Origin of the sequence: Pseudoalteromonas sp. SIMBA_162 (genome assembly GCF_046535955.1) — a bacterium.
Lineage (GTDB): Bacteria > Pseudomonadota > Gammaproteobacteria > Enterobacterales > Alteromonadaceae > Pseudoalteromonas > Pseudoalteromonas marina.
Window position 1 is genome coordinate 1 of record NZ_JAWJBQ010000369.1, and the last position, 274, is coordinate 274.

Here is a 274-nt window from a genome sequence, read left to right on the forward strand (position 1 = left end):
GTGCTCCTCCTGTCGTCTGCGTTGCCGCGACTGCCGCGCGCGTCAGCGCGCCTTCGCGACGTCCTGCTCGGTCACCTTCGCGGCCGGGTTGCCGAACTGCCCGGTCAGGTAGTTCGTCAGCGCGGCGATCTGCGCATCCGACAGCTCGTTGCGGAACGCGGGCATCCCGACGTCCTCGCTGCCGGCCTTGCGCTGCACGCCGTTCAGGATCACCTGCACGAGGTTCGACGGATTCGACGCACCGACCGTCGAGTTGTGGAACAGCGACGGGTAG

The 274-nt window shown here is 68.2% G+C and carries 1 protein-coding gene; it reads right to left on the reverse strand.

Annotated elements, in window-relative coordinates; all coding sequences use genetic code 11:
- Positions 1-42: 42 nt before the first annotated feature.
- A partial coding sequence (locus tag R0J88_RS20075; RefSeq protein ID WP_410900886.1) for a c-type cytochrome occupies positions 43-274 on the reverse strand: 232 nt, incomplete at its 5' end.